The organism is Marivibrio halodurans (genome assembly GCF_017963645.1).
In the GTDB taxonomy this organism is placed as follows: Bacteria; Pseudomonadota; Alphaproteobacteria; order UBA8366; family Aestuariispiraceae; genus Marivibrio; species Marivibrio halodurans.
The window spans coordinates 400,434-417,924 of record NZ_JAGMWN010000004.1; the positions used below are offsets into that span (position 1 = coordinate 400,434).

Annotated in this window: 15 protein-coding genes; 9 read left to right on the plus strand and 6 right to left on the minus strand. The window is 66.0% G+C overall.

Going from position 1 to position 17,491, the window contains the following annotated elements; translation table 11 throughout:
- Positions 1 to 84: 84 nt before the first annotated feature.
- Both KAJ83_RS11130 and KAJ83_RS11135 read right to left on the minus strand, forming a co-directional pair.
- Entirely contained in the window at positions 85 to 999 is a 915-nt protein-coding gene (locus tag KAJ83_RS11130; RefSeq protein WP_210682140.1) for a DMT family transporter, read from the minus strand.
- An 83-nt stretch (positions 1,000 to 1,082) separates the two neighbouring features.
- Positions 1,083 to 1,400, minus strand: coding sequence for a hypothetical protein (locus KAJ83_RS11135; protein WP_210682141.1), 318 nt, complete (start codon positions 1,398 to 1,400; stop codon positions 1,083 to 1,085).
- 387 nt (positions 1,401 to 1,787) lie between these two features.
- Between KAJ83_RS11135 and hspQ the strand changes: the two genes are divergently transcribed.
- The 9 genes from hspQ to KAJ83_RS11180 all read left to right on the plus strand — a co-directional run bounded on the left by hspQ (position 1,788) and on the right by KAJ83_RS11180 (position 11,171).
- A complete protein-coding gene (gene hspQ / locus KAJ83_RS11140) occupies positions 1,788 to 2,105 on the plus strand; it encodes a heat shock protein HspQ (RefSeq protein WP_210682142.1) in 318 nt (105 codons plus the stop codon).
- A gap of 362 nt (positions 2,106 to 2,467) precedes the next feature.
- Positions 2,468 to 3,424: an SLAC1 family transporter gene (locus KAJ83_RS11145; protein ID WP_210682143.1), complete on the plus strand. Its 957-nt coding sequence runs from the start codon at positions 2,468 to 2,470 to the stop codon at positions 3,422 to 3,424.
- Between the two features lie 19 nt (positions 3,425 to 3,443).
- On the plus strand, positions 3,444 to 4,136 hold the full coding sequence (locus KAJ83_RS11150; protein ID WP_210682144.1) for an orotate phosphoribosyltransferase: 693 nt from the start codon (positions 3,444 to 3,446) through the stop codon (positions 4,134 to 4,136).
- Between the two features lie 104 nt (positions 4,137 to 4,240).
- The gene (locus KAJ83_RS11155) at positions 4,241 to 5,911 is read left to right on the plus strand and encodes a peptide ABC transporter substrate-binding protein (protein WP_210682145.1); all 1,671 of its coding nucleotides are present in this window, start codon (positions 4,241 to 4,243) and stop codon (positions 5,909 to 5,911) included.
- 70 nt (positions 5,912 to 5,981) lie between these two features.
- Entirely contained in the window at positions 5,982 to 6,968 is a 987-nt protein-coding gene (locus tag KAJ83_RS11160) for an ABC transporter permease (RefSeq protein WP_210682146.1), read from the plus strand.
- Positions 6,965 to 7,918 (plus strand): ABC transporter permease, encoded by a 954-nt coding sequence (locus tag KAJ83_RS11165; protein WP_246484441.1) that lies wholly within the window; start codon positions 6,965 to 6,967, stop codon positions 7,916 to 7,918. Before KAJ83_RS11160 ends, KAJ83_RS11165 begins: the two co-directional genes overlap by 4 nt.
- 177 nt (positions 7,919 to 8,095) lie before the next feature.
- On the plus strand, positions 8,096 to 8,575 hold the full coding sequence (locus tag KAJ83_RS11170; protein ID WP_210682147.1) for a hypothetical protein: 480 nt from the start codon (positions 8,096 to 8,098) through the stop codon (positions 8,573 to 8,575).
- Positions 8,576 to 8,719: 144 nt separating this feature from the next.
- Positions 8,720 to 9,142 (plus strand): DUF423 domain-containing protein, encoded by a 423-nt coding sequence (locus KAJ83_RS11175; RefSeq protein WP_210682148.1) that lies wholly within the window; start codon positions 8,720 to 8,722, stop codon positions 9,140 to 9,142.
- Positions 9,143 to 9,272: 130 nt separating this feature from the next.
- Positions 9,273 to 11,171, plus strand: coding sequence for a hypothetical protein (locus KAJ83_RS11180; protein ID WP_210682149.1), 1,899 nt, complete (start codon positions 9,273 to 9,275; stop codon positions 11,169 to 11,171).
- A 79-nt stretch (positions 11,172 to 11,250) separates the two neighbouring features.
- On the opposite strand, the gene KAJ83_RS11185 is transcribed toward KAJ83_RS11180, so the two are convergent.
- The 4 genes from KAJ83_RS11185 to KAJ83_RS11200 form a co-directional block, all read right to left on the minus strand.
- Positions 11,251 to 11,679, minus strand: coding sequence for a universal stress protein (locus tag KAJ83_RS11185; protein ID WP_210682150.1), 429 nt, complete (start codon positions 11,677 to 11,679; stop codon positions 11,251 to 11,253).
- 50 nt (positions 11,680 to 11,729) lie between these two features.
- Positions 11,730 to 14,543, minus strand: a complete 2,814-nt coding sequence (locus KAJ83_RS11190) for a TRAP transporter permease (protein ID WP_210682151.1) — start codon at positions 14,541 to 14,543, stop codon at positions 11,730 to 11,732.
- Positions 14,544 to 14,860: 317 nt separating this feature from the next.
- Complete coding sequence (locus KAJ83_RS11195) at positions 14,861 to 15,829, minus strand: TAXI family TRAP transporter solute-binding subunit (protein ID WP_246484442.1); 969 nt, start codon at positions 15,827 to 15,829, stop codon at positions 14,861 to 14,863.
- 572 nt (positions 15,830 to 16,401) lie between these two features.
- On the minus strand, positions 16,402 to 17,490 hold the full coding sequence (locus KAJ83_RS11200; protein WP_210682152.1) for a TAXI family TRAP transporter solute-binding subunit: 1,089 nt from the start codon (positions 17,488 to 17,490) through the stop codon (positions 16,402 to 16,404).
- Between the last annotated feature and the right edge of the window lies 1 nt (position 17,491).

Sequence of the window (17,491 nt, forward strand, 5' to 3'; positions counted from 1 at the left end):
CCCTGTAAACATGGACGCGCGCGCCGAAGCCGGGCGGCACCCTCGCACCTGGAGCTTAGAGCATGGAATCGGTAAAGATTCCGTCTACGCGCGCGCCTTCTTGCGTTCGCGGTAGATGAGATAGAGGCCGCTCGCCAGCACGATCAGCGCCCCGGCGATCGTGAAGCCGTCCGGCACGTCGCCGAACACCGCGTAGCCGACCCCGACGGAGAAGGCGAGTTGGGTGTAGTAGAAGGGCGCCAACAGCGAGGCCGGCGCCATCGTATGGCCGAGAATCAGCATGAAATGGCCGAGCCCGCCGAAAATGCCGAGCGCCACCATGATGACCCAGCCGATCGGCTCCGACGGCGTCACCCAGAAGAAGGGAACGACCGCGCTCATCACCAGCGCGCCGGCGAAACTGGTGAAATAGATCGAGACGACCGGATCCTCGTCCTTCGCCTTGCGCGTCGCGATCAGATAGAAGGCATTGGCGAGCGCCGCGCCGAGCACCACCAGCGCCGCCCAATGAAAGACACCCAGCCCCGGGCGCATGGCGATCGCGACCCCGATGAATCCGAGCGCGATCGCGCTCCACCGATGCACCCCGACCTTCTCGCCCAAGAGCGGCACGGAAAGCGCGGCGACGAAGAACGGCGCGGCGAAACCGATCGTCGTTACCTCCGCCATCTGAAGGTGACGCAACGAGAAGAAGGTGCAGCCCGTGATCAAGAGCAGCAGCAACGAGCGCACGATCTGCAAACCCGGCCGGCGGGTGGCGATCAGGCGCATGCCGTAGCGCGGTGCCAGGAACAACGTCATCAGGGCGAGATGCGAGAAATAGCGCGCCCAGACCGTCTGCGCCACGGGCATGTATTCGGCCGAGGCCTTGGCGGTCATCTCCAACATGATGAAGAGGAAGACGGCGAGGCACATCAAGGCCACGCCCTTGAGCGTGGCCCTGGGGTCGTCGCCCGGCGGAGAGGGCGGAAGTGGTTTCGGCGGCGCGGTCTCTGTCATGGTCGGACGCTATGACCTCGACGCTCCGGATTCCAGTCCCTACCGCGGCATGGAATGTGTTCCGCCGCGGCAAAGACCGGCCTTCACGACACGGCCGCCGCCCGCCCCGTCCCCCGAAAGACGATCCAGGCGAAAAGCCCCATATTGGCCAGCAGTGCCAACGAGGCGACGGTCGCGAGAGGCTCTCCCACCGGAATATTGCCGCCATAGATGAAGTAAAGTCCGGCCGTCAGCCCGATCAGCGCAAGATGGGCGACGGCCGCGTGAATCCGCGCCAATGGCCCCGCCCCCATCGCCGGCCAAAGCCGGTAGATAGCGGCGTAGAGCGTCATCCCGACCCAGCCGAACAGCATCAGATGCGCATGGGTCGGCATCTGTGAATGATCATGACTGGCCGCCATGTGAATGCCCAATCCCATGCCGAATATCGCATATATGACCGACGCCCTTAGAAAATGATTGGAAAGACCGCTTGCCATGACCGGCATCCCCTCGAAATGGCCCTGTCCCGCTTGGAACGCTAGGGCGGTCCCGGGATGCACGGCAAGGGAATTCGTATCGGACACCGGGGCCTCCCAGCCCCATGGAGGGCCCTGGCGGCACGCGCGAGCGATGCAGCCAGCTTTTGCATTAACCGGCGTCGGACGCTATGAGTGGGGGGAGCGATGATGATGGCCCGGTTTGGGCCGCATCCGACGCACCCGGGGCGCCCTTGGTCATTCTTCCTCGGGACCCGTCGCTCGCGGGATTTCATCCTCACCCTCGGACCGAACGAATACGGGCCTGCGATGTTGCATAGTGCCAAATATATCCCCGGCGAGATCGTGCGCCACCGCCGCTTCGAGTATCGTGGCGTGATCGTCGATGTGGATCCGGTCTTCCAGGGCACGGAGGAGTGGTACGCGGAGATGGCCCGCAGCCACCCGCCCAAGGACCGTCCATGGTACCATGTCCTGGTCGATGCCGAGGAGGCGATGACCTATGTCGCGGAACGGCATTTGGAGCGCGACCCGGACGATTCCCCGATCGATCACCCGATGATCGATGACCTCCTCGGCGAGCGGCGGGACGATGGCAGCTATGCGCCGCTTCACACGATGAATTGAACGAGGGGATCGCGCCAGTGGGCGACGACCGGCCGACAGACGCGCAGACCGACGCCGCGCCCGGGGAGGACGCAGCCCGCGGGGCGCCCGTCCGTGCCGCCCCGGCGAAGAAGACTCCCACCCGGACCACATCGGGCCGGACCGCATCGGGAAAAAAGAGCGGGGGCAAGAAAGCCGCCTCCAAAAAGCCCTCCTCGAAGACCGCCAAGAAATCCTCGCCGAGAAAAGCCTCCCCCCGGAAAGCCGAGAAGAAATCTCCTGCCGCGACGACCGGCGAAACGATCGGCGAGCCGAAGAATGGCGACACCACGCGGAGCAAGAAGCTGCCCGCGCCCGGCGCCCCGTCCACCCGGCATTTCCCGGTGCATATCTTCCTCAGCGTGCTGGGGATCGGCGGGCTCGGCATCGCCTGGCGGGAAGCGGCGGAAAGCTTCTCCTTCACCCCCGCCGTCGGGGAGTTGTTCCTCGGTTTCGCCGCCGGCTTCTACATCGCCGTTTTGGCGCTCTACGGCCTTAAGGCCCTGCGCCACCCCGACGCGGTGATCGCGGATTTCATCGACCCCATCCGGGGCAGCTATTTCGCGGCCGCCGGCATGGGGTTGCTGCTGATGGCGGCCGCCGCCCGGCCGCATGGGCCTGAGGTGGCCGAGATATTGTGGGCCCTCGGCGCGCCGGTCACGTTGGCCATCACCATGGCGCTGACCGTCGGCTGGATGCGCCATGAGTTCCACATGCGCGACGCCACGCCGGTCTGGTTCCTGCCCATCGCCGGGAACCTCCTGGCCGCGATCGCCGTGCCGCCGGGATATGAGCAGATCGGCTGGATGATCTTCGCGGTCGGCCTCGTGCTCTGGCTGATGTTGCAGGGCATCCTGTTCTATCGCCTGATGTTCGAGGCGCCGCTGGCGCATGGCCTGCGTCCCACCATGGCGATATTGCTGGCCCCGCCGGCGCTCGCCGCGGTCGCCTATCAGGTCCTGACGAACGGCGCGGTACTGGGCGCGATCGGGGGCTTCGGGACGATGCTCTACGGTCTCGCGCTATTCGTGGCGGTGCTGCTGCTGGTCCAGGCACCCGCCTTCCTGCGCCTGCCCTTCGGGTTGACCGCCTGGTCCTATCCCTTTCCGCTCGCCGCCTTCACGGTCGCGGCAACGCTTCACGGCGACCGTCACGCGCATTGGGCGGCGGACGCGATCGCCATCGCGGCATTGGCCCTGACCACGCTGGTCACGCTAATCGTCTTCGCCAAGACGGCACAGGCGTTGATGGCCGGCCGCCTGTTCCGCCTGCCGGCGGCGAAGACCGATCCCGAGGACTGAAACCGGACCCTTTCCAGCCATGACAGAGAACCAGACCACCTCAAGCACGCCCCCCAGCACGGCCCAAATCGCGGCCGGCATCCTGATCGAAACCCGCTCCGTGCTATTCCGCCCGGAGGATCCCTTCACGCTGACCAGCGGCCGCAAGAGCCCGGTCTATATCGATTGCCGGCGGTTGATCGCCTTCCCCCGCGCGCGCCGCCGCCTGATGGATATGGCCGCCGCCCGGATCGAGGAAGCGGTCGGGTTCGAGAGCCTCGACGTCGTCGCCGGTGGCGAGACCGCGGGCATCCCCTATGCCGCGTGGCTCGCCGAACGGTTGATGCTGCCGATGGCCTATGTCCGCAAGAAGCCGAAGGGGTTCGGCCGCGACGCGCGGATCGAGGGGGATCTGCGCGAGGGACAGCGGGCGCTGCTGGTGGAGGATCTGGCGACCGACGGCGGCTCGAAGCTCTCCTTCGTCCAGGGCATCCGGGACGCGGGCGCGGAATGCGCCCACTGCTTCGTCGTTTTCCATTACGGCATCTTTCCGGAAAGCGTCTCGGACCTCGCGAAGGAGGGCGTCACCCTCCACGCGCTCGCCACCTGGTGGGATGTGCTGGGCACGGCGCGCGCCTCCGGCTATTTCGACGAAGGCGCGATGTTGGCGGTCGAGGCCTTCCTGAACGACCCGAAGGGCTGGTCCAGGGCGCATGGAGGCGAGGAGGGCTGAGCGGGCGCGCCGCCCGCGCCCGACGCGCGCGGCGCTTGCCCCCTTGCGCGCGGGTGTTACCCTTTCTTCGCCTCCATCGTCGGGGAAAAGGAGACGATCCGCCCATGAAGCTTCCCGCCTCGCTCGCAGCGCTCTTGATGCTCGCCCTCGTCGGGTTGCCGACACCGGCCGACGCCGCCTCGAAGGAGCGGCTGGTCATAGGCATCTCGCAATTCCCCTCGACGCTCCATCCCAGTTTCGATTCCATGCTGGCGAAGAGTTACGTGGCCGGATTGGCGCGGCGGCCGATCACGGCCTACGACCCGGATTGGAATCTGACCTGCCTGCTCTGCACCGGCCTGCCGACCTATGAGGACGGCACCGTCACCGACGAGACGGCGGAGGACGGCGCACCCGGCATGGCGGTCACCTATAGCCTAAAGCCGGGCATGGTCTGGGGCGACGGCACACCGATCACGACGGCGGACGTCGCCTTCGCCTGGCGGGTCGGCCATGACCGGGAAACGGGCTTCGACGCCTATGAACTCTATCGCCGCATCGACCGGGTCGAGGTCCATGACGACCGTCGCTTCACGCTCCACATCAACAAGCGGACCTGCGACTTTCAGGGGTTGAGCGACCTGAACCTCCTGCCCGCCCATATCGAACGGCCGATCTTCGAATCCGGCGCGCCCGGCGACTACCGCCAACGAACGGCCTACCAGACGGACCCGACCAATCCCGCCCTGTGGTACGGCCCCTACCGGGTGAAGGACATCGTCACCGGCCAGCGGATCGTGCTGGAACGCAATCCGAATTGGTGGGGCGAATCCCCTTACTTCGACGAGATCGTCGTGCGCACGATCGAGAACACGGCGGCGCTGACGGCAAACTTGCGCTCCGGCGATATCGACATGATCGCGGGCGAACTCGGCATCGCGATCGATCAGGCGCTGGCCTTCGAGGAAAGCTTCGGGGAGGATTTCCAAATCCTCTACAATCCGGGCCTGTTCTACGAGCATCTGGACGTCATCCAGGATCACCCGGCGTTGAAGGAACGGCCGGTGCGCCAAGCCCTGATCCAGGCGATCGACCGGCAGGCGATCAGCGATCGTCTGTTCGGCGGCAAGCAGCCGGTCGCGAACAGCAACGTCAATCCGCTGGATTCCGTGTACTACGCGGATCTACCGAAATACGCCTACGATCCGGAGGCGGCCGCCGCGAAACTGGAGGAAGCCGGCTGGACCATCGGCCCGGACGGCGTGCGGACGAAAAACGGCGAGCGTCTTTCCTTCACCCTGATGACGACCGCGGGCAATAAATCGCGCGAGCAGGTCCAGCAGGTATTGCAGGCGCAATGGGATGCCATCGGCGCGGATGTCGCGATCCGAAACGAACCACCCCGCGTATTCTTCGAGCAGACGGTGAGCAAGCGGCGCTTCGACGGGGTGGCGCTCTTCGCCTGGCTTTCCGCGCCGGAATCGATCCCGCGCACGACGCTTCATTCCGACCAAATTCCGAGCGAGGAAAACAGCTTCATCGGCCAGAACTATACCGGCTACGCCAATCCGGAGATGGACCGTATCCTGGAGGGGCTGGAGACCGAGTGCGCGCCGGAGACGCAGGCCCGGCTCTGGCGGGAGCTTCAGACCCTCTATGCCACGGACCTGCCGGCGATTCCGCTTTATTTCCGCGCCAACAGCTACCTTCTGCCGAAGAACCTGGAGGGGTTGACCCCGACCGGCCATCAGTTCCCCTCCACCCTGTGGGTCGAGGAATGGCGGCTCGCGGAGTGAGGGCGGCGGTGCGCGTCGGGACGTCGCGGCGCGGTCGCTCCGCCACCTCCCGGCCTGAAGGGCGCGCGCCATGTTGAGCTATACGGCCACCCGCCTGCTGGAATGCCTGCTGGTACTCCTCGTCATGTCCTTCCTGGTCTATGGGCTGATCGGGCTGATGCCGGGCGACCCGATCGACCTGATGATCTCGGCCAACCCGGACTTCACCGCCGCCGACGCCCAGCGCCTCAAGGCGCTTTACGGCCTCGACCGTCCCCTGCTGGAGCGCTACGGTACCTGGCTCTGGGCGGCGCTGCAGGGCGATTTCGGCTATTCGCGGCTCTATCAACAGCCGGTGGGGGATATCCTGCTGCCGCGCCTCGGCTGGACGACGGTTCTGCTGGGGACGAGCCTCGCGCTCACGGTCATGATCGCCATACCGCTGGGTGTCTGGGCGGCGGCGCGGCCCTATTCCAGGGTCGATTACGGGATCAACATGATCTGCTTCGCCGGGATTTCCGTGCCGCCCTTCTGGCTCGCGCTGATCCTGATCCTGCTGGTCGCGGTTCCCTTCCAGGCCATCCCCGCCGGTGGCATGGGGGAGGCCGGTGCCGGGCTGCTGGAGCGGCTGCGCCATCTGTTCCTTCCCGTCGTGACGCTGACTCTGGCCTCGATCGGCGGTTTCACCCGCTTCATGCGCGGGGCGATGATACAGGCGTTGCGCGCCGATCACATCCGTACCGCCCGGGCCAAGGGACTTTCGCGCGCGCGCATCCTGATCGGACACGCGCTGCGTCACGCGCTGCTGCCGCTGATCACGGTGGTGGCGCTCAGTTTCGGCACGCTGTTCTCCGGCGCGCTGATCACGGAGACCATGTTCAGCTGGTCCGGCATGGGCCGCACGATCTACGAGGCGACGCTGGGCAATGACTATAATCTGGCGCTGGTCGGGCTGTTGACGGCGACGGGCTTCACGCTCGCCGGCAATATCCTGGCCGACCTGCTCTATGCCGGGCTCGACCCCCGCATCAGCTTCCAGACCGCCAGCGACGGCACCGGGGGCGGAAGCACGGCATGAGTACGGACATGCAAATCGACCACCCTTCCCCCACCGGGCACGGCCTCTCTTCATACGGCCCGGGCCGGCACCGGCGCGTGGTGCGCCGCTTCCTGCGTCACCGCCTGGCGGTCGGCAGTCTTATCTTTCTCCTGCTGATGACATTCGGCGCCGTGGCGGCGCCGCTGATCGCCCGCAGTCTGGGGGTCGATCCTTTCGCGGTCGATCTCTTCAACCGTTTCGCGCCGCCGGGCGGCGCCTCCCTCCTCGGCACGGACGAGGTGGGGCGCGATCTGTTCACCCGGCTGCTCCATGGCGGGCGGGTCTCGCTCGCGGTGGGATTGACGGCGGCGGTCTTCTCGGCCGCGATCGGCACGATGATCGGATTGCTCGCCGGGTTCCACGGCGGGCGGGTCGACGCGATCCTGATGCGCGTCACCGACGGGGTGATCGCACTGCCCATCCTGCCCCTGTTGATCGTGCTGGCGGCGGTCGATCTCTCGAAACTGGGCCTGACGGCGGAGAGCGCGGGCAGCGAGACGGCCGATCTCGCGCGGCTGATCGCCATCATCGCCGCCGTCGGCTGGCCGACCGTCGCCCGCCTCGTGCGCGCGGAGACATTGAGCCTCAAGACGCGGGATTACGTGACGGCGGCGCGCGCGCTCGGCGCGCGGCCGGGCCGCATCATGCGACGGCATATCCTGCCCAACGCGCTTGCCGTCGTCGTGGTCGCGACGACGCTTTCCATCGGGAACATCATCCTGTTGGAAAGCGTGTTGAGCTTCCTCGGCCTCGGCATCCAGCCACCGACGGCCAGTTGGGGCAACATGCTGACCAACGCCCAGGATCTCGTCTGGTCCGAGCCGCATCTGGCGGTCTGGCCCGGCCTGATGATCTTCGCGACCGTGATCGCCTTCAATTTCCTCGGCGACGGGTTGCAGGACGCGCTCGACCCGAAGGCGGGCGATTGAGCGTCCCCGCATGAACCCGACGGCATGACCGGCGGGCCGGGCGGATTTCTTGCATTTTCACCGGGACACGCCTATATTTCCCATGCGGGGATCGCGAGAGCCACGGGATACTGTGGCTGCATCCCGCAGCATGAGGAGCGGACGCGGGGCTCTACCCGTGGACGGAGGATAACGACGATGGCTGACATCGCGGGCATTGGCGGCGGATCGGGCGCCTTCGGATACAGTCCGACGCGTAGCGCGGCGGAGGATATCCGGGCGGACGATGCATCCGCGTCCCGCCGGTTCGAGGAAGAGGCGACCCGTCCCGTTCAGGACCGGACGGAGGTTCCCGCCCTCGACGACACCGCGGCGGACACCGCCCCGGCCGATACCGATCAGGAAACGTCTCCCGGCGGTCAGCAGGAGTTGGCGGAGGATACCGTCAGCCTGAGCGATGGCGCGCAACAGGCGCTGGCGGCGAATGACGCGGGCGCTCCCGTCGACCGGCCGGTCGAACCCGGCGCCGGCAATTTGAGCGCGGAGGGCGCGCGCGCGACCAACGAAACCAATCAGGTCGCCCGCCAAGAGGACACGACGACCGAGGTCAACGGCAATCAGAACAACCAGTCGGAGACCACGCGAACCCTTGGTCAATTGGTCGATCAATTCGCCTGACGTCTTGTTTTCGACACCTCCCTCGTCTCTTGCCCGCAAAAGAGAGGGAGGGATAGAAGCCCGCGACAATTTCGCGGGCTTTTTCGTGCATGCTCGGTGCCCTTGGGGCAAGACGCCGCCGGGGACGCATGATAGACAAGCGTCATGATGGAACCGTCACGCCTTCTCATAACCCTGGCGGGTCTTCTTGGGGCCGTCGCCGTCGCGATGGGGGCTTATGCCGCCCATGGAATGGCGGAAACCTTCGGACCGGAGGCCGCGCACCGGGCCGCGCTCGGCGCGCAGTACCAACTTCCGCACGCGGTCGCGCTCTTCGTCTCCGGCTTCGTCGCGCCTGGCCTCGCGCGGGGGCGGGTCGCGCTCGCGGCCGGCGTGCTCTTCACGCTCGGCGCGATTCTTTTCCCGGGCGCGCTCTATCTCCTCGCGTTCGGTGGTCCGGGCATCCTCGGCATAATCGCGCCGATTGGCGGACTCTGCCTGATCGCCGGATGGCTGATGCTGGCCATCGCGGGATTGGGCGGGCGCCACGCCGCGCCCAAAGGTAAAGGCGATCAATTCCCTCATTAGGGACTTGGAACGCGCCCCCGAATCGCCCTAACAATTTTAGAATTGCGCGAAATGTTGGCGCGCGAAACTCGAGAGTGCGATGCACCGGCGGTCGAGGATACCGATGGGGAGGGGACGGATCTGGCTCGCGATGTTGATGGCCGGCACGGCGATGGCCGCGCTGTCGGCTTGTCAGCATATGGACACGCGCGCTTCAGATACCGCAAGCGGCATGGCGAACGCCGAACCGCCCGCCGAAACATCCCCGACAACCGAGAACCTCTCGACAGAGGCCGAGACCACGGTCGATGGGACCGAGACGGTAGCCGCCCCGCCCGATATCCGTGGCGCGAGCGATTCCGACGATCCGCGTATCGTCAGCCGCGGACCGGAATGCGTCGTTTCGCGCTTGGTGCAATCGGCGGAACGAAGCCGGGAACTTCGCCGCAAGATCGCCGAAGGCGCGGTGACCGCGCCCCTGCCGGATCCGACGGACCCGGCCACCACCGCGCTCGATGAGGAAATCCTCCTTCCGATCGAGGAGGAAGCCGCGGCGACGGCAGAGGCGGAGGCGAATGGGAAGGACCCGGGCGAGGACCGTGATCCGGCATCGAGCGGCGGGCCGGTTCGCCTCGGCGAGATGGGCGCGGAGGAACAGTCGACCCCCACCCCGCCAATCGGGGAAGACCCGGCCGAGAAAGTCGCGCGGGCGCCGATGCCCCCCCCCTCGTCGGAGCCGATCACGGTCGCCGAACGCAGCCTGACCCCGGCCGAGGCGCGGGCCGCCTATGACTGCATGGCACCCCGCCTGCACGCGGCCTACAGCCAGTCCGGTCATGCGCTCGCCCGGATCTATCCGGATTTTCCGATGCCCGTCGAGGCCCCTTACGTGGCCGAACTGCTGGACGGCCGTTACGTCCAAATTCATGCGAACGACCGGGCCCTGCGGCGCGACATGACCCTCTTCCTCGACCGCGACATGCAGGTCGGCTCCATCCTGGCCGCGCCCTCCTTCACGGTCGGACCGGACGGGGTCCTGGAGCCCGGACCGCTCACCCTGATCGAGAAGATGGGGCAGGCCTTCACCGGGCCGCTCGGCAATTACCGCTACACCGTGATCGAGCCGGACGGCACGATAACCGGGGCGACCAACGGCTATGGCGGTGCGCAACTGACGGTCTGTTCGGGATGCGCGGCCAAGGAGAGCGATCGCTTCTTCCTCGCGCTTCTGAACGGGGGCACGGTGCCTGAGACGATCGAGGCGCCGGAGCAGCCCACCGGGACGGCATCGCCCCTCGGGGCCGGGCCGGATACTGAAGGGGCGCCCGGGGAACTCGATCCCAATGCGGATTTGGACCCAAGCGCCCCCCTCGATCCGGGCGCGTCGCTCGATCCAAACGCGCCATTGGATCCCGGGGCGCCGCTCGACCCCAGCGCCCCACTCGACCCCGGCGCCCCACTCGATCCCGGCGCCGATGCGGAGCCGGTTGAGCCGAATGCGGCTCTTGATTCGAGCGCACCGCTCGACGCCGGCGCCTCGCCCGATTCCGAAGCACCGTTGGATCCCAATTCGCCCTTACAGCCGAGCGATCCGCCCGTGGAATCGGCGCCCGCATCCGATTTGGGCATGCCCCCCACGCAGCCAACGGAAACGCGGGAGGATACGCCCGCGCCGTCCGCCCCGTCGGAGAGCGACGTCCTGCAAAGCGCGCCGACGATCGAGAGCGCGCCGTCGGCCACCCTGGACGAGGGCCGGATGAGGGAAGAAGAACCGAGCCCCACATCCGACCCCACGCTTCAGCCGGAGAGGAACGCCCCGGAGACGCCCGCACCGCAAGAGCGTCCATCGACCGATCTGCTGGCGCCACAACCGCAGGACCAGGCCCCCGAGACCAGCCGCGACGTCCTCGATAACGAGCAGACAGCCCCCCAAACGCAAAGCCCCAGCCAGGACAGGGCCGGCGAACAGGATGTGCTTTCGGGGCCGCCGCCCGTTCCCGAGGCACCGGAAGGCGAGGATCTCCTGATCTCGCCCGAGGAATTGAACTGAACCGAATTCACGGACCCGCCCCGCCTGGCCAAGCGGTCGGCGGCCGATCCTACCGATATATCGCGTCCGAAGTTTCCGGTCAGTCCCGCACGACGAGAACCGAGCAGGTCGCGAACCGCACGACGCGCGAGGCGGTCGACCCCAGAAAATAGGTTTCCGTCCCCGGCTGGTGCGAGCCAATGACGATCAGATCCGCGGCAAGCTTCTTCGCGGCGGACAGGATTTCGTCGTAACTGCGACCGTGCGCGATATGGGGGTGCACGTCGACACCTTCGGGCACATGATCCGAGACGAAGGATGCGAGCTTTCCCCCCGCAGCCTCCAGCGCCCTCTTTTCATAGCCCTCCGGAAAATACCCACCGACGATCGACATGCCGAAATCCGGCACGACGCTGATCAGATGCAGGCTCGATCCGAATTTCTGCGCGTATTCCACCGCCGTCGGCAGGGACTTCGCCCAGCTATCCTCGTGCCCCAAATCGATCGCGAGGAGAATATTGCTATACATGGGCCGCTGTTCCTTCCCCTATGGCGCCCGTCGCGCGCGGCGCGATTTCATCACGCCGTCTGACCGCCGCCGCTTTCCGCCGCCTCCCGCGCGCCGCGACGGCGCTGGGCCCAGGCCACGACAAGCAGGAGCAGAAGGCCCGGGATCCACATCAACTCCTTCGGCGGTTGCGCGGCCGGCACGCCGATTTCCGTGATGACCTGATCGAAATCGAAACCGGCCTCGTCGGCGGGTGAGTTATAGTCCGTGCCATCGACGATAATCTCGCCACCATCCTCGAACAGCAGCAGACCGAAGGCCTCCAGGCGTTCCTCGCCCGTCGCCCCTTCCATCACGGGAATGTTGGCGCTGAAGGTGATCGGTTCCCCATAGTCGTTGAGGCCGTCCACGCGCGCGCGGATCTCCGCCCCGACAGGGGCTTCGCCCAGGGATTCGACAAGCGCCGTGGGCTCCCGCCAATCATAAGGCGCGACCACCAAATCCATCCAGAAGCCCGGCCGGAAGAGAGTGAAGGCGACCAGCAGAAGGGCCAGCGTCTCATAGAGGCGCGAGCGGGTCAGGAAGAACCCCTGCATCGCCGCCGTGAAGACCAACATCGCCGCCGTCGCCACGATGAAGACAAGCACCGCCTCGGCGAAACCGACCTCCATCAACAGAAGCTGGGTGTTGAAGATGAACAGGAACGGCAGCAAGGCCGTGCGCAGCGAATAGAAGAAGGCGACGAAGCCGGTCCTGATCGGATCGCCGCCCGATACGGCGGCCGCGGCGAAGGAGGCGAGACCGACCGGCGGCGTCACATCCGCCATGATGCCGAAATAGAAAACGAACAGATGGACCGCGATCAACGGCACGATCAATCCGTTCTGCTGTCCCAACTGCACGATCACGGGGGCCAGCAACGAGGAAACGACGATATAGTTCGCCGTCGTCGGCAACCCCATGCCGAGGATCAGGCTGAGAACCGCCGTCAGCAGCAGGATCAGCAGTATATTCCCCATCGAGAGGATTTCGACCAGCTCCGCCAGAACCAGCCCGACCCCCGTCTGCGAGACCGCGCCCACGATGATCCCGGCGGTCGCGGTGGCGATCCCGATACCGATCATGTTACGCGCGCCCGCGATCATCGATTGCGCGAATTCGGATATTCCGAGGCGGAGTCTCCCCGAGCGGCTCTCCTTCCGGAAAAGAGCGAAAAGCCAACGCTGCGTGAGCAGGATCAGGATCATGAAGGCGGTTGCCCAAAAGGCCGAGAGGCTGGGCGAGAGCCGTTCCACCATCAGGCACCAAATCAGCAGCACGACCGGCAGAAGGAAATGCAATCCCGACTTGATCGTCGGCCCCGGCAACGGAAGCTTCACCACCGGACTGTTCGGGTCGTCCATTTCCAGGTCGGGATAGCGCGCGCAGAAGGCGACCAGCCCGACATAGGTCGCGAGGATCAACAGCGCCACGACATAGGGCGTCATGTCGCCAAAGCCGGCCCGGATCAGGTCGAGGAGGAAGAAAAGACCAAACGCCCCGATCACCATATTGATCAACACGACGAGTCCGGTCGAGATGGCATTCTTCCGGACATCCTCCGGCGCGGCGGACCGGAAGGCGAGATAAACCCCGGCCTGAGCGGCGAAGGCGATCGCGACCGCCGCAAGGCGCGCCGCGCTGCTGTCCAGCGCGAGCCAAAGCTCTGAGATCGCGAACAGCCCGCCCGCGATTCCGCCGAACACGCCGATCGTAAGCAGCGGCGAGAGCAATGCCCAGCGCGCCGGCTTCGGATCGGTCGACCGGGGCAGCGCCTTCATCTTCTGCTTCACCGCCTCCAGATGGACGATGTAGACGAGCGCGATATAGCTGATGACCGCCGGCAGGAAGGCGTGCTTCACCACCTCCACATAGGGCGTGTCGGTATATTCGACCATCAGGAAGGCGGCTGCCCCCATCACGGGCGGCATGAGTTGGCCGTTGACGGAGGAGGCCACCTCCACCGCGCCCGCCTTCTCGGAGGTGAAGCCGACGCGTTTCATCATCGGAATGGTGAAGGTGCCGGTGGTCACGACATTGGCGATCGAGGAACCCGAGATCAGCCCCGTCGAGGCCGACGCCACCACCGCCGCCTTGGCCGGCCCGCCGCGCAGGTGCCCCATCAGCGCGAAGGCGACCTTGATGAAGTAGTTTCCGGCCCCGGCCCCTTCCAGCAGCGCCCCGAACAGAACGAACAGGAACACCATATCGGTCGACACGCCGAGCGCGATGCCGAACACACCCTCGGTCGAGATCCATTGGTGATAGGCGACCGACTGGAAGCTCGTCCCCTTCCAGGCCAGGATTCCCGGCGCATAGGGACCGAGGAAGGTATAGCCCAGGAAGACGATCGCCACGATCATCAACGGCGGGCCGAGCGCGCGGCGCGTCGCCTCCAGCAACAGCACGGCGCCGATGCAGGCGATCACCACATCCTGGGTGATCAAGTTGTTCGGACGGTTCGAGAGTTCCTCGTAGAAGACATAGAGATAAAGCGCCGTCGACGCCGCGACGATGGCGAGGACCCAATCCTGAACCGGTATCCGGTCGCGCGGGCTGCGCTTCAACGCCGGATAGAACAGATAGCCGAGGAACAGCGCGAAGGCGAGATGGATGGCCCGCGCCTCGGTCGTGTTGAAGACGCCGATGCCGATCGCATAGGGAACCGGCGAGGCGTACCATAGCTGAAACGCGGACCAGACGAAGGCGACGACGGCCAGGAACAGTCCGATCATCCTGTTGTCCGGCGCGCGCCCGCCCGTATCGACGGAAGCGACGAGATCGTCGATATCGTCGCGCTTATCCCCGCCGCTGCCGTCGGCACTGTTCTGCGTCTGATCACTCATCGCTGCCATCCCCTGTGCGCGCGGGCGCCGATCCGCCCATCGGTCGCGATGTCCCTGACGCCTCCCCACCGACGTTCCACCGACACCGTACCGCCAACCCGGAAAAAATGACGAAAAGAAAGAGAGACCTATATGGAAAGAAAACCATCGCGGCCGGGCCGGGGCCGGAGAGCCCGAAAATGCTCCCCCAAGGAAGCCGGGGCCAGCCAAGACCTAGGGCAAAGCCTGGAGCCGAACCTGGGGCCGAAGGTCCGGAAACCGGGCCGGCCTCCCTCCAAGAGAGAAGACGCCGGCCCGCTCCGGACAGTGCCCTGAAATTACATCAGGCCCGCTTCCTGATAATACTTCTTCGCGCCCTCATGCAGCGGCGCGGACAGGTTGTCCTTGATCATCTTGTCCTTCTGCAGGTTCGCGAAGGCCGGGTGCAGCCGGCGGAACCGGTCGAAGTTCTCGAAGACCGCCTTGACGACCTCATAGACCACGTCGTCCGACGTATTGGTCGAGGATACGAAGGTCGCGCCGACACCGAAGACGGTCACGTCCTCGTCCTGACCGCGATACATGCCCGCCGGGATCGTGGCATAGGCATAGAAGGGATTGTTCGCGACGAGTTCGTCGATCGCGTCGTTCTTCACGGTCGCGAAGGTGACGTCGCAGGTGGTCGCCGCCTCCTCGATCGAGCCGGCCGGATGGCCGACGACGAAGACGAACGCGTCGATCTTGTTGTCGCAAAGCGCGGCGGACTGCTCGGCCGACTTCAGCTCGGACGCGAGCGCGAAATCGTCCATCGTCCAACCCATCTTGTCCATCACGACTTCCATCGTGGCGCGCTGGCCGGAGCCGGGATTGCCGACATTGACGCGCTTGCCCTTCAGATCCTCGAAGGTCGTGATGCCGCTGTCGGCGCGGGCGACGACGGTGAACGGCTCCGGATGGACGGAGAAAACCGCGCGCAGTTCCTCGAACGCGCCGTCCGGAAAGACATCGTCGCGGGTGCCGTTATAGGCATGATACTGCCAGTCCGACTGCGCGACACCGAAATCGAGGTCGCCGTTGCGGATGCCGTTGATGTTGTCCACGGAGCCGCCGGTGGTGTGCGTGCACTTGATGTCGTGCTCCGCCGTGCCGCGGTTCACCAGCTTACAGACCGCGCCACCGACCTGATAATAGACGCCCGTCTGGCCGCCCGTGCCAATGGTGATGAAGGTCTCCGCCGATGCCGGCGCGGACAGCATCGCCATGCCCGCCACGGCCGCCGCGGCGGCACCCAGTTTCCGAATCAACATGCCTGTACTCCCTTGCTTGTCTGCCGGCCGGTCGCCCGGCCGGTTTCCAGGGCGAGCCCAACTGGTGGAGCCCGGCCCTATTCCATTCCACCGCATCGCATGCCCCCCATGATGGTGCCGAGGACAGCGCGGTGGGCCCGCGGCCGGATTGGTCGAAAGCGGTTTCGAGACTCGCGAGGCGATCGTCCGGCACGGCGCCAGGACACGGACGGCGAACCGGGGCCAAGCGATTACCCCGTGATCCTATCCGCTTGGGATCAATCGTTCCCGCGCCGCCGGCTTTCGTTCCGTCGTGCTCGATTCCCCTGATTTCCAGACCGCCAACCATTGGTGGATCGGCAGGCCGGACCAACCCTGCTCTTCGTTCTTACACGCGTTAACCTTACACGTGTTATCGTTGTTTCGGATTCACCTGTCAGATTGTCCGGGACCGCACTCTGCGATCCTGTTTTCTGAAACGAATCCAATGGCTTCCGTTGGTTTTTCGTGTCCCTAAAAGAAAGCCACGTAAAAACTATGCCCCGGTGCCGCAATGCCGTCAACCGCAGGGCGCTCGACCCGCACCGACACGATTATTTGCCATAGACCGAGGCGGCGGCGGGATGAAGCGGCCCGAACCTATCCGCGCCTGACAGACGTTCCGGCGCGATGGAAGCCAAGGCCGGATGCCGTGCGGCCAGGGCCGGCGCCCCGGCGATCAAGGCACGAACCGCGCGCGCGATCGTGGTGGGGTTGGCATCCACCATCGTCGTCAAGACCGCGGTTAGACCGAAACTCGTCAAGCGCTCCTTCACGTCGGCCCCTGCCGCGGCTTCCCGGGGCAGCGGCAGGGGCTCGACCCCCGGCATATTATCACTCGCGCGCTCGGCGATATCCTCGGGGATCGTCAGGAAATCGACGTCGCAGCCGGGCGGCGCGGCCGCCGCGATACTATCCGGCATGGCGGTGACCGCCGCCACAGCGTCGGTTTCCCCCCGGCAGAGCTTCTCGACGCCGGGGCGGACCTCCTCCTCCCCGATCAGGGCGAGGTCGCTCGTATCGAGATCGACCGCCTCCAAAAGCGCGTAGGTAAGAAGCGAGCGGTAGCTATCCGCCGGCCCCCTGCTGACCCGGGCACCCGCCAAATCGGACGGCGCGCGAATCTCGCCGTCCGATCGCACGAGAAGGACGAGCCCCTCGCCATGAAGAGCCGCCACGGTGCGAAGCCCCTCCGCCGGGCCGGCCGCGCCGAAGCGGCTGGACCCCTCCACCGCGTGAACAAGCCAGTCGCTCTGCACCAGGGCGAGATCGACGGTCGCGGCCTGCAGAGCCTCGATCGCACGGGCGCTGTCCGCCATCGGCGCGACGGTGCACTGACCGGCGCCAACGGGTAAATCCGCGCCTTCCTCGCCATCGTCATTCACGTCCGAGGCGGCCGGCTCGGCCGCGTCGATCATGGTGCAAATCGCGCCTGCCAACGGAAAATAGAGGCCGAAGGGCACGCCGCCACCGATCACCGGCGCCGCCGTCACGCCGGCGCTCGGCGTGGAAAGGCTGGATTCCTCCCCCTCCTGCGCCAGAGATGGTGCCGGCGCACCCAATATCGAGAGCACCAAGGCGGCGACACCGAACGCGACGCCCGCAACGATCGGACGCCCCCCAAATATAGCTCGCACCGTCATT

What these genes read in the sequence shown, in the direction of transcription:
- KAJ83_RS11130 (WP_210682140.1), bottom strand. Translation starts at nt 999, where the DNA reads ATGACAGAGACCGCGCCGCCGAAACCACTTCCGCCCTCTCCGCCGGGC.
- KAJ83_RS11135 (WP_210682141.1), bottom strand. Translation starts at nt 1,400, where the DNA reads ATGGCGGCCAGTCATGATCATTCACAGATGCCGACCCATGCGCATCTG.
- hspQ (WP_210682142.1), top strand. Translation starts at nt 1,788, where the DNA reads ATGTTGCATAGTGCCAAATATATCCCCGGCGAGATCGTGCGCCACCGC.
- KAJ83_RS11150 (WP_210682144.1), top strand. Translation starts at nt 3,444, where the DNA reads ATGACAGAGAACCAGACCACCTCAAGCACGCCCCCCAGCACGGCCCAA.
- KAJ83_RS11155 (WP_210682145.1), top strand. Translation starts at nt 4,241, where the DNA reads ATGAAGCTTCCCGCCTCGCTCGCAGCGCTCTTGATGCTCGCCCTCGTC.
- KAJ83_RS11160 (WP_210682146.1), top strand. Translation starts at nt 5,982, where the DNA reads ATGTTGAGCTATACGGCCACCCGCCTGCTGGAATGCCTGCTGGTACTC.
- KAJ83_RS11165 (WP_246484441.1), top strand. Translation starts at nt 6,965, where the DNA reads ATGAGTACGGACATGCAAATCGACCACCCTTCCCCCACCGGGCACGGC.
- KAJ83_RS11170 (WP_210682147.1), top strand. Translation starts at nt 8,096, where the DNA reads ATGGCTGACATCGCGGGCATTGGCGGCGGATCGGGCGCCTTCGGATAC.
- KAJ83_RS11175 (WP_210682148.1), top strand. Translation starts at nt 8,720, where the DNA reads ATGATGGAACCGTCACGCCTTCTCATAACCCTGGCGGGTCTTCTTGGG.
- KAJ83_RS11180 (WP_210682149.1), top strand. Translation starts at nt 9,273, where the DNA reads ATGTTGATGGCCGGCACGGCGATGGCCGCGCTGTCGGCTTGTCAGCAT.
- KAJ83_RS11185 (WP_210682150.1), bottom strand. Translation starts at nt 11,679, where the DNA reads ATGTATAGCAATATTCTCCTCGCGATCGATTTGGGGCACGAGGATAGC.
- KAJ83_RS11190 (WP_210682151.1), bottom strand. Translation starts at nt 14,543, where the DNA reads ATGAGTGATCAGACGCAGAACAGTGCCGACGGCAGCGGCGGGGATAAG.
- KAJ83_RS11195 (WP_246484442.1), bottom strand. Translation starts at nt 15,829, where the DNA reads ATGTTGATTCGGAAACTGGGTGCCGCCGCGGCGGCCGTGGCGGGCATG.
- KAJ83_RS11200 (WP_210682152.1), bottom strand. Translation starts at nt 17,490, where the DNA reads ATGACGGTGCGAGCTATATTTGGGGGGCGTCCGATCGTTGCGGGCGTC.